We start from the raw sequence: 9,630 nt of genomic DNA on the forward strand, positions 1-9,630 counted from the left end.
CGATGTTTGAAGGAATCTGGGCAATAGTTTTGGTAGAAGTGGTGACAAATTTGTGATAATTGACGTACATTCCATTGTAAATGATGAGATTTAGCAGTATACTGTAAGTGGCTCATTTGGACTAACCTCCTGTATGTTTCGTCACTTACAGTATAGTCCATTTGGGCTTTGTATTGTATTTTGAAATGAACTAGCACCACGGGTACACTTTATAATTTCTGTCTAGTTTAGTGTAACCGATTCACAACTATTTTCGGCTCTAGAACAGAAACCGTTGATGAATAGCCATGGACTCGAGATTAGATTTTAGATGACAAAAAGTCGTACAATTTAAAGAAACTAGACAGTTTGAGTTTTGTAAGCTAAACTTGCAGTATTTTTAGAAAGTGCCCAGTTGCTTTCCACTTGTTAAAAATCTCTCATTTTTTTGAGAGATTTTTGTTTTAGTAAACGCTTAAGCAGTTGATATAATTGTGTTTAAAAGTATTTTTTAATTGATTTGCAATTTTAATAAAAAGGAGTATACTAAAACCATAATTTAGTTATCACAAATATATAACAAAATTATAATAACTGACTTACAGGAGGAATGATTGTTATGTTGATAGAATCATCTAGTTATTTTTGACATGTTATTAAAATAAAACTCACAAAACTTTAATAATATATGGGAAATAATTAGATTATATGATGGATTGTGCGAAAAGGGGAGCTAGAGTTTCCTAGTCACGTTTTAAAAGTTTTAAAAACAGATCGCCTTTTAGTTAGTCTATGATATGGTTTTCTTTGGCAAAGCAATTTTTCTTGCTTGGTCACAGAAAGGATTTTTCACAATGAATTATGGTGATACCACCTTTATGATGTTAGCGACTGCTATGGTGTGTTTGATGACACCGGGGCTTGCCTTCTTTTATGGGGGTCTAGCGAGGAAGCGTAGCGTTCTCTATATTATGATGCAATCGTTTATCTCAATGGGGATTGTAACGATCATTTGGATGTATGGTGGATTTGGTCTTGCTTTTGGTAAAGACCACGGTGGTGTGATTGGTTCGATTTCAGATTATTTCGGACTAGCGCATGTTGGTTTAGTGCCAAGTAATGTTCACGCTGCGTCCATTCCATTTATTCTCTTCTTTGCGTTTCAATTGATGTTCTGTGTCATCACTGTACCGCTTATGAGTGGTGCCTTTGCAGAGCGCCTCAATATGAAGGGATATATCTGGTTGCTCATCATCTGGACAATCATTGTCTACATTCCAGTTTGTCACTGGATTTGGGGCTCTGGTTTCTTATCCAAGATCGGTTTTGTTGACTTTGCTGGTGGAACGGTTATCCACACGACAGCAGGTTTTGCAGCGCTAGCCGCAATCTTTGTTCTTGGACGACGTCATCAAAAAGATATTTCCATGAAACCAAGTAACTTGATGGCAGCAGCTATCGGTACTGGCCTTCTCTGGTTTGGTTGGTTTGGATTTAACTCAGGTGGCGCACTCAAGGCGGGAAGTCTTGCAGCGATTGCTTTTTCAAACACCTTTATCGGTCTAGCAAGTGGTATGGTGACTTGGATGATTTATGCCAAGTTAGTCCGTGGTAAAGTTGATTTTGTAGATGTTCTGACAGGTTCAGTTGCTGGTCTTGCAACTATTACACCATGTGCAGGTTACATCCACCCACAATTAGCAATTTTAGTTGGTATCATAGCTGGTATCATCTGTAATCTTGCTCTATCCTTACAAGAAAGTCGTGGTTGGGATGATGCGCTCGGTGTTTGGGGCGTCCATGGTATTGGTGGCTTTACAGGAAGTATCTTGATTGGTATCTTTGCTGATAAAGCAGTCAATGGTGTCTCTGCAAGTTGGCATCAATTCTGGATTCAAGTGTTCGGAGTGATTCTTGTTGCCATTTACAGTTTTGTCATTACCTTTATCATCCTAAAAATCCTTGGTGCTATAACCAATATTGAACCAAGTGATGAAGAAATCGCAAATGGTCTGGATGCTTCTTTACTTGAAGAAACAACTTATGACCTTGAAAAATTGAATAACTAATTCACCATTGAAAGGAGGTGTTTCCAATGCTGGGTGTCGTTTTGCTTTACGTCGGTATGGTCTTGATGAGTAACGGACTTTTCCGCTTGCAAAAGATTGATGACAAATCAAATGTTGTCATGAATATCTTCACAGGTAGTCTAGGTTTAATCCTTAACATCATTTCTATCGGCTATGGCGCTTGTCACAACAAAGATGCTTTATGGTTCTATGCGAGCGCAACAGGTCTCTTGTTTGCCTTTACATACCTATATGTGGCTATTAACACAATTTTCGATTTTGACAATCGTCTCTATGGTTGGTATAGCTTGTTTGTAGCGATCAACTCTGTTCCTGCAGGGCTCTACTGCTTTGTCGGATATGGCGGAAATTGGCTTTATGGTCTTATATGGTGGGCATGGGGTATTCTGTGGCTCACAGGGTTCATTGAATGCAACATGAAAGTCAATTTAGGCAAATTTGTCGGCATCTTAGGTATCATTGAAGGTATCGTTACTGCCTGGATTCCAGGATTCTTGATGCTTATTGACAAATGGCCTAAACTATAATGCGAGAATACATAAGATTGTTCTCGTAAAACGATAGTTAATAATATCGTTTGATTACAGAAGGAGTGTACGTATGCAACTTACGGAACGCGAACGCGAAAAAATGTTAATTTCTTTGGCTGGTATGATTGCCAAAGAAAGAAAAAATAATGGTGTGAAATTAAATCATCCAGAAAGTGTTGCCTTGATTACAAGTTATATCTTGGAAGGAGCACGTGCAGGTAAAACTGTTGCCCAATTGATGGATGAAGGTGGTCGTGTCTTGACACGCAGTGACGTTATGGAAGGTGTTTCAGAAATGATTCCAATGATTCAAGTTGAAGCAACCTTCGTTGATGGTACAAAATTGGTTACTGTTCACGACCCAATTCGTTAAGCTAGGAAAGAAGGTAATAATATGATTCCTGGAGAATACAAACTGTCTGATAAGACTGTAACTTATAATGAGGGCTACGACGCCATCTCACTTGAAGTCAAAAACTTAGGTGACCGTGCCGTTCAAGTCGGTTCTCACTATCATTTTTATGAAGCCAACGAAGAAGGTTTGAGTTTTGACCGTGAAAAAGCTTGGGGCAAACGCTTGGATATCGCTGCTGGTACAGCTGTCCGCTTTGAACCAGGTGAAACACACATAGTCAACTTGATTGACTTTGGTGGTAAACGTCGTGTCTTTGGCTTTAACAACCGTGCCAATGGTTATCTAGATAAAGCTAAGAACGAAGCACGTGATCAACGCTAGAAAAGAGGTTCAACCATGGGTTTTGAAATGGATCGAAAACAATTTGCCTCACTTTATGGACCAACTATTGGAGATAGCGTCCGTCTTGGAGACACAAATCTGTTTGCAGCAATTGAAAAAGACTACACTGTACACGGACAAGAAAGCAAGTTCGGTGGTGGTAAAGTCTTACGTGATGGTATGGGTGTAAACGCAAGTGAAACCCGTGAAAGCAATCCATTGGTAGCTGATACTATCATCTCAGGCGCAACAATTATTGACTACACTGGTATTATCAAAGCAGATATCGGTATTCGCGACGGTAAAATCATTGCCATCGGTAAAGGTGGTAACCCAGATATTATGGATGACATTGATTTTATCGTTGGGGCAAGCACTGAAGCCATTTCAGGTGAAGGCTTGATCGTTACTGCTGGTGGTATTGACCTTCACGTTCACTACATCTCACCAGGTTTGACACATGCCGCTCTTGATAACGGTATTACAACTCTATTTGGTGGTGGTACTGGACCTGCTGATGGTACAAACTCAGCAACAACTAGCCCTGGTAAATTCCACATTCACCGTATGCTAGAAGCTGTTGACCATGCCCCAATTAACGTTGGTATCATGGCAAAAGGTGCTGGTTGTCACCCACGTACAATCGAAGAACAAATCGAAGCAGGGGCTGCTGCTGTTAAGACTCACGAAGACTGGGGTGCAACTGCAGCTGGTATTGACAACTCTCTTCGTGCTTGTGATAAATACGACGTTCAATACGCTGTTCACACTGACTCTCTTAACGAAGGTGGTTTCGTTGAAAACACATTGAACGCCTTTGCAGGACGTACCGTCCACACATTCCACACAGAAGGTGCTGGTGGGGGACACGCTCCAGATATTATGATCGTTGCTGGTCAAGATAACATCTTGCCATCATCAACTAACCCAACTAACCCTTACACTCAAAACGTTATTGACGAACTCTTTGATATGACTATGGTTTGTCACAACCTTGATCCAAAAGTACCTGAAGACGTTGCTTTTGCAGAATCACGTGTTCGTAAACAAACTGTTGCCGCTGAAGACGTTCTTCACGATATGGGTGCTCTTAGTGTTATGACTTCTGACGCTATGGCTATGGGTCGTGTTGGTGAAGTGGCTATGCGTTGCTGGCAATTAGCTGATAAGATGAAAGCACAACGTGGACCACTTGAAGGCGATACTGAATTTAACGATAACAACCGTATCAAACGTTATGTCGCTAAATACACTATCAACCCAGCTATTGTAAACGGTATGTCAGACTACATCGGTTCTGTCGAAGTTGGTAAATTTGCTGACCTTGTTATCTGGGAACCAGCTAAATTTGGTACAAAACCAAAAATGGTTCTTAAAGGTGGTATGATCACTTACGGTGTTATGGGTGACGCAAGCTCAAGTCTTCCAACTCCACAACCACGTTTGATGAAAGATCTTTACGGTGCCAAAGGTAAAGCTGTTGGTTCTACAAACATCACATTTGTATCACAATACGCTTATGAACATGGTATCAAAGAAGAACTTGGTCTTGATAAGATTGTGCTTCCTGTACGTAACACACGTAACCTTACAAAACGTGACATGAAGCTCAACGACTACATTCCAAAAACAATCAAAATTGATCCACAATCCTTTGAAGTAACAATTGATGATAAACTCATCACTTGTGATCCAGAAGAAGTTATTTCTTTGGCACAACGTTACTACCTATTCTAATCGCATAATCTAGCGCCGCTAAAAGCCACCTCTACTCTTAGCAAACTGTGTTATCGTTGGAAAATAGAGACGTTTTCCATTTAGCGCTTATAGCAGCGTTAGGCTATTCTTTGAATTTTTATGTTTCATTTTTGACTAGCCTCGTCTAGTTTTTAGAACCCAAGTCAACTGAATAGATTGAAAGACTTGGGTTCTCTTTTTTTAAAGGAGAAGATAATGATTTTAACTGATGTTTTTAACACTGTTGATGAGATTGAAAATCTCTCAGATTTTCACATCGAGACTGCAATGGTGAAAAGTGATGATTTGATGAAGAGTATCTTGCGTGTCACAACGAACCACGGCAATGACTACGGCATTCGTCTATCAGATTCGAGTCAAGTTCTTGAAAATGGTTCAGCCTTTAAATTGTCTGACGGTGAATTGCTTGTTTTGAGCGTTATTCCTGATGAGATGATTGTGATTTCACCAAAAGGCATTGATGAAATGGGAGAGCTTGCTCATATGCTAGGCAACCTCCACAAGCCTGTCCAAATCGCAGACGGCACCATCTCACTTCTTTTTGATAAAGTGGTAGCTGAAACACTGAGAGCTCGTCACATTCCTTATACCGTTGAGAGCATTCAACTAGAACAACCACTCCGCTATGCGGATTTATCATTGTAAGGGGACGCTATGGAGTTTTTAGATTATTTAGATGTCTTTCAAGTATGTGACTCCACCTTTCCGATCGGAAGTTTCAACCATTCATTTGGGATGGAGCACTATTTGTTTGAGCGTCACATTAAAAAAGGGCATGAATTTGCTGTGTGGTTGAAAAACTACTACCAAACACAGTTTCGTGATGGTGAGGGACTCCTCATCAAGCTAACCTATGAAGCCCTTGAAGCAGAAGACTTTGAGTTGTTACTCGAAAATGACCTTATCATGGATGCGTCTACCATCGCCACTGAAACACGTAACGGTACACGTCTTATCGCAAATCAAATGATGAGCCTTTTAGAAGAACTATACGGCGATACCATTCCTCATCTTTTTGCTTACAAACAAGCTATCAAAGAAGGACTCGCTTATGGTAATCCCGCTATTGTCTTTGCTATTTTTGCTCATCACAAACAAGTCCCATTGAAGGAAGCCTTTCTCATGTATGGCTACAGTGTTGGCTCAACCTTGGTGCAAAACGCTGTGCGTGCTGTCCCTCTAGGGCAAAAAGAAGGTCAAGTCATCCTTAATCGCTTGATTGACCAACTTGGTGAACTCTACAAAGAAGTTGTCGACTTAGACCGTTACTATCTCGGTGCAAACTCAGTCGGACTTGAGCTCGCTCAAATCAAACACGAGACTCAAGAAGCCCGTTTATTCATGTCATAAAGGAGGAAATCTAATGAAACGAGCAGTTAGAATTGGTGTCGGGGGTCCTGTTGGATCAGGGAAAACAATGTTGATCGAACGCCTCACACGTCACATGGCAAAAGATTACAATCTTGCTGTTATCACAAACGATATTTACACAAAAGAAGACGCTGAATTTATGTTGAAAAATTCAGTGCTTGATGAAGATCGTATCATCGGTGTCGAAACAGGTGGTTGCCCACACACAGCGATCCGTGAAGACGCTTCTATGAACCTTGCCGCTATTGAAGACTTGGAAAATCGCTTCAATGACCTTGACTTGATTTTCCTAGAAAGTGGTGGGGATAACCTTGCTGCAACCTTTAGTCCAGAGCTTGTTGACTTTTCAATCTACATCATCGACGTTGCTGAAGGGGAAAAAATCCCACGTAAAGCGGGTCAAGGGATGATTAAGTCTGACTTATTTATCATCAATAAAATCGACCTTGCTCCATACGTTGGTGCAGATCTTGATCGTATGAAATCAGACTCTGAAAAATTCCGTGCAGATGGTACTTTCTTATTTACCAACCTTAAAGAAGATAAAGGTCTAGATGAAGTCATCAACTGGATCAAGAAAAATTGCTTATTAGAGGACTTATAAGATGAAAAAACGTGACGGTTATATTGATATGCGCTTTGCTTATCGTGATGGTCGTACGGTAGCTGAGCGTATCTATCGTGAGGGCAATTCACGTGTTTCTGCGTCCATCAAAGACACAGGAGTTGTTCCTGTTTACTTCTTTATCGCAACTGGTGGTGGTTATGTTGAGGGAGAAGATTATCTCCAAACGATAACACTTGCTGAACATAGCCATGCTGTTATCACCAGTCAAACACCAAACTATGTCTACAAATGCCAACGTCATATTGAGACCACACAAGAAACCATCATCAAGGTGGGAAAAGATGCGACCCTTGAGTATTACCTAGATGAGGTTGTCCCTTATGAAACAGCTCACTACATGCAAGATACAAAAATCGAGCTGGAAGAAGGGGCTAGTCTCATTCTAACAGATGGTATCACAGGTGGTTGGTCACAAGCAGGCGACCCATTCAAATATCACAAAGTCGGACTCAAAACAAGTATCAAAAAAGCAGGAAAATGGCTGCTCAACGACTTTTTGGTCTGTGAACCAGAAGATGACTTGATGGCAGAGCTTGGTTATTTTGAAGGACGTACCAACTTTAACTCTGTTGTTATCATTGATGATAGCCTAACAGATGAGATGGTAAAAACCATGCAAGACATGCTTGATAGCCTGACCACAACATGTAAATATGGCTTGACCAAAATCAACGGTGGTGTGGTGCTGCGTGTACTAGGTGACACTTATCATGATAATCGTCACTTGGTCTGGGCATTTATCAACTTTTACCGTGAAGCCTTTAAACACTTTGACCCTATCAACCTGCGTAAACTGGATATGAAAGTGAAATAGCAGGTGGCATTATGGGAATCTTAGAATTTTGCTTAGCAGGTGTAGGTGCCTTTTTTGGCGGTTGTCTAAGAGCACTCTTGTCTGATGTCTTTAACAAAAAAGACGATGCATACCCTTATGGGACCTTTCTAGCTAATATCATCGGGTCCTTTCTCGTGGGTATTTTCCTTGGTATGGTGAGTCATAAAGGCTTGTCACAAACGTCTAATGTCCTCTTGATAACAGGCTTTTGTGGAGGATTGACGACGTTTTCAACCTTTAGCTCAGAAGTATATCAATTCTTTGTTGAGCGCAAAGACTCAAAAGCATGGACTTACTGGATAGGCAGCTGTATCTTGTGTATCCTCTGTGTCTTTATCGGCATTGGTGTTCAGGCTTGGTTTAAGTGAGGTGTCCCATGAAAACAGGAATTAAATATTTATTGATTGGTTGTGGTGCGGCACTTGGTGCAGCTATCAGATGGCTTTGTGAGGTCTATATCGGAAAAGCTGTGTCCGATCCTTTTGCCATCCTCGGCGTCAATGTGGTCGGCTGCTACATCATCGCCTTGGTGAGTGCGCTTGCCACCAAACAACGTATCTCCCAAGAATGGAACAAATTTTTAACGACAGGTTTTTGTGGCGGTCTAACAACCTTCTCATCTTTTGCCTCAGGTATGTATAATTTGATAACTGGTGGGCACACATTTATTGCGCTCTGCTATATCTTTTTCAATTTGGTGCTAGGACTTTGTGCGGTTGCTCTTGGTTTTTACACCATTTTAGGAAAAGGGACAAAACAAGAAAGGTAGACTATGACAACTCCACTCTCAAAAGTCAATACTGCTTATTGGACAAAACGCTCGGAAAGCTACGGCAAGCAACATTTTGCGGAATTGACCGATTTAAACGCCAGCAAATGGGACAGCTATTTGACCAAAATCTTTAAAAAAGCAAACGGTACGCTAACAAAAGCCGTCGACATCGGTACAGGTCCAGGATTTTTAGCGATTTTACTGGCTAAAAAGGGCTTAGAAGTCGACGCTGTCGATATGAACCCAGCTATGCTAAGAAAAGCAAGAGAAAATGCCGAAAAACTCGGCGCAAATATCACAACAAAACAAATGAATGCTCTTGATTTGGACTATGAGGACGATAGTCTAGATCTCGTTGTGAGCAGAAACCTCACATGGAACTTAGAAGACCCTGAGGCAGCCTACAAAGAATGGCTACGTGTCCTTCGCCCAGGTGGACTTCTCATCAATTTTGATGCTAATTGGTACAATTACTTGTACGACAAAGAAGCCAAAGAAGCTTATCGCAACGACCGCAAAAGAGTCGCTAACGAAGGAGCTTACGACTTTTACATTCACACAGATGTCTCCCGTATGGAGGAGATTGCAAAGCACTTACCACTCAGTGCCAAACAACGTCCGCATTGGGACTTTACCATCCTAAAAGAACTCCTCCCACACTCTAGTCATCTCACAGTTACTAAAAATATCAATCATTCTGTGCTGACAAAAGACCAACAACTCAACTTTAACGCAACACCGATTTTTTCAATTATTGCACGAAAAGGCATGGAATGAGCAAGCCACGCAAAAGGAGAAAAAATGCATATTCCAGAGAATTATTTAAGCCCACAGACCTGTGCGGTTATGGGAGCTAAAGAACCAGATATTCCCATTCAAACCTTATGTCAGCTCTTAAAGGTGTCACGCTCAGGTTATTACAAATGGCTTA

General features: G+C 41.0%; 12 protein-coding genes and 1 pseudogene. 12 read left to right on the forward strand and 1 reads right to left on the reverse strand.

Translation table 11 applies throughout. The features are described from left to right. A pseudogene (locus AALA56_RS09055) lies at positions 1-116 on the reverse strand (IS982 family transposase); the annotation flags it as partial. Positions 117-833: 717 nt separating this feature from the next. On the opposite strand from AALA56_RS09055, the gene AALA56_RS09060 reads away from it, so the two are divergent. The 12 genes from AALA56_RS09060 (at position 834) to AALA56_RS09115 (ending at position 9,476) form a co-directional block, all read left to right on the forward strand. Next, positions 834-2,048 carry an ammonium transporter gene (locus tag AALA56_RS09060; protein ID WP_164683397.1) on the forward strand — a complete coding sequence of 405 codons (1,215 nt, stop codon included), beginning with the start codon at positions 834-836 and terminating at the stop codon, positions 2,046-2,048. A gap of 26 nt (positions 2,049-2,074) precedes the next feature. Further along, positions 2,075-2,596 carry an AmiS/UreI family transporter gene (locus AALA56_RS09065; RefSeq protein WP_369909729.1) on the forward strand — a complete coding sequence of 174 codons (522 nt, stop codon included), beginning with the start codon at positions 2,075-2,077 and terminating at the stop codon, positions 2,594-2,596. 73 nt (positions 2,597-2,669) lie between these two features. Continuing rightward, positions 2,670-2,972: an urease subunit gamma gene (locus tag AALA56_RS09070; RefSeq protein WP_164683395.1), complete on the forward strand. Its 303-nt coding sequence runs from the start codon at positions 2,670-2,672 to the stop codon at positions 2,970-2,972. A 21-nt stretch (positions 2,973-2,993) separates the two neighbouring features. Continuing rightward, positions 2,994-3,335, forward strand: a complete 342-nt coding sequence (locus tag AALA56_RS09075; protein ID WP_369909730.1) for an urease subunit beta — start codon at positions 2,994-2,996, stop codon at positions 3,333-3,335. A gap of 15 nt (positions 3,336-3,350) precedes the next feature. After that, positions 3,351-5,072 carry an urease subunit alpha gene (gene ureC / locus AALA56_RS09080; RefSeq protein WP_369909731.1) on the forward strand — a complete coding sequence of 574 codons (1,722 nt, stop codon included), beginning with the start codon at positions 3,351-3,353 and terminating at the stop codon, positions 5,070-5,072. Between the two features lie 216 nt (positions 5,073-5,288). After that, positions 5,289-5,738: an urease accessory protein UreE gene (locus AALA56_RS09085; RefSeq protein WP_369909732.1), complete on the forward strand. Its 450-nt coding sequence runs from the start codon at positions 5,289-5,291 to the stop codon at positions 5,736-5,738. A 9-nt stretch (positions 5,739-5,747) separates the two neighbouring features. Further along, a complete protein-coding gene (locus AALA56_RS09090) occupies positions 5,748-6,443 on the forward strand; it encodes an urease accessory protein UreF (protein WP_164683391.1) in 696 nt (231 codons plus the stop codon). A gap of 13 nt (positions 6,444-6,456) precedes the next feature. Continuing rightward, the gene (ureG, locus tag AALA56_RS09095; protein WP_164683390.1) at positions 6,457-7,068 is read left to right on the forward strand and encodes an urease accessory protein UreG; all 612 of its coding nucleotides are present in this window, start codon (positions 6,457-6,459) and stop codon (positions 7,066-7,068) included. Between the two features lies 1 nt (position 7,069). After that, complete coding sequence (locus AALA56_RS09100) at positions 7,070-7,906, forward strand: urease accessory protein UreD (protein ID WP_369909735.1); 837 nt, start codon at positions 7,070-7,072, stop codon at positions 7,904-7,906. An 11-nt stretch (positions 7,907-7,917) separates the two neighbouring features. Next, on the forward strand, positions 7,918-8,295 hold the full coding sequence (crcB, locus tag AALA56_RS09105) for a fluoride efflux transporter CrcB (RefSeq protein WP_276762843.1): 378 nt from the start codon (positions 7,918-7,920) through the stop codon (positions 8,293-8,295). 8 nt (positions 8,296-8,303) lie between these two features. Continuing rightward, on the forward strand, positions 8,304-8,696 hold the full coding sequence (crcB, locus tag AALA56_RS09110; RefSeq protein WP_369909737.1) for a fluoride efflux transporter CrcB: 393 nt from the start codon (positions 8,304-8,306) through the stop codon (positions 8,694-8,696). A 3-nt stretch (positions 8,697-8,699) separates the two neighbouring features. After that, positions 8,700-9,476: a class I SAM-dependent methyltransferase gene (locus AALA56_RS09115; RefSeq protein WP_369909738.1), complete on the forward strand. Its 777-nt coding sequence runs from the start codon at positions 8,700-8,702 to the stop codon at positions 9,474-9,476. Positions 9,477-9,630: the final 154 nt, after the last annotated feature.

The sequence above is a fragment of the Streptococcus hyointestinalis genome, from assembly GCF_041225505.1.
In the GTDB taxonomy this organism is placed as follows: domain Bacteria; phylum Bacillota; class Bacilli; order Lactobacillales; family Streptococcaceae; genus Streptococcus; species Streptococcus hyointestinalis_B.

Bases quoted from the DNA above. Each gene is read 5' to 3' on its own strand.
- AALA56_RS09060 (WP_164683397.1), top strand. From the start codon at position 834: ATGAATTATGGTGATACCACCTTTATGATGTTAGCGACTGCTATGGTG.
- AALA56_RS09100 (WP_369909735.1), top strand. From the start codon at position 7,070: ATGAAAAAACGTGACGGTTATATTGATATGCGCTTTGCTTATCGTGAT.
- crcB (WP_369909737.1), top strand. From the start codon at position 8,304: ATGAAAACAGGAATTAAATATTTATTGATTGGTTGTGGTGCGGCACTT.
- AALA56_RS09075 (WP_369909730.1), top strand. From the start codon at position 2,994: ATGATTCCTGGAGAATACAAACTGTCTGATAAGACTGTAACTTATAAT.
- AALA56_RS09090 (WP_164683391.1), top strand. From the start codon at position 5,748: ATGGAGTTTTTAGATTATTTAGATGTCTTTCAAGTATGTGACTCCACC.
- AALA56_RS09070 (WP_164683395.1), top strand. From the start codon at position 2,670: ATGCAACTTACGGAACGCGAACGCGAAAAAATGTTAATTTCTTTGGCT.
- AALA56_RS09085 (WP_369909732.1), top strand. From the start codon at position 5,289: ATGATTTTAACTGATGTTTTTAACACTGTTGATGAGATTGAAAATCTC.
- ureG (WP_164683390.1), top strand. From the start codon at position 6,457: ATGAAACGAGCAGTTAGAATTGGTGTCGGGGGTCCTGTTGGATCAGGG.
- crcB (WP_276762843.1), top strand. From the start codon at position 7,918: ATGGGAATCTTAGAATTTTGCTTAGCAGGTGTAGGTGCCTTTTTTGGC.
- AALA56_RS09115 (WP_369909738.1), top strand. From the start codon at position 8,700: ATGACAACTCCACTCTCAAAAGTCAATACTGCTTATTGGACAAAACGC.
- AALA56_RS09065 (WP_369909729.1), top strand. From the start codon at position 2,075: ATGCTGGGTGTCGTTTTGCTTTACGTCGGTATGGTCTTGATGAGTAAC.
- ureC (WP_369909731.1), top strand. From the start codon at position 3,351: ATGGGTTTTGAAATGGATCGAAAACAATTTGCCTCACTTTATGGACCA.